The sequence below is a fragment of the Myxococcus sp. AM009 genome (assembly GCF_013372605.1).
In the GTDB taxonomy this organism is placed as follows: domain Bacteria; phylum Myxococcota; class Myxococcia; order Myxococcales; family Myxococcaceae; genus Myxococcus; species Myxococcus vastator.
In genome coordinates, this window is the sequence record NZ_JABXEP010000545.1 from 1 (window position 1) to 379 (window position 379).

Genomic DNA, 379 nt, shown 5'->3' on the forward strand with positions numbered 1-379 from the left:
CGGCATGGTGGTTCACATGGCGCTGCGTTGGCTGACCAACAAGGACCCGTGGTGGAACCAAATCCTGATGGTCTATGACCGCTATGGCGACTTGTACGAGCCAGGCCCCTGGCACGGCAAGCTCGGCGCGCGCTTTCGCCGGCCCTACGGGTTCGACAGTGATCTGCCATGCTGAAGAAAAAACGGCCCATCCAGGAAATCGCTCCCTGGCTCACCTTTATCACGCCCTCGCTGGTGCTCGGCAAGGATGGCAGTTTGCTGGCCACCTACGGGCTGGGGGGCGTTGACGCGGACCACCCCAACAAGAGTGAGATCACATCTGCTCGGGATCAGCTCGATCAGGCCTGCCGCAGCCTGGACGGTCGCATCACTGCGTGGT

1 protein-coding gene is annotated in these 379 nt (G+C 62.0%); it reads left to right on the plus strand.

From position 1 onward, the window contains the following. Positions 1-168: 168 nt before the first annotated feature. Positions 169-379 (plus strand): hypothetical protein (locus HV824_RS36820; protein WP_176425387.1); only part of this gene is annotated, 211 nt, incomplete at its 3' end.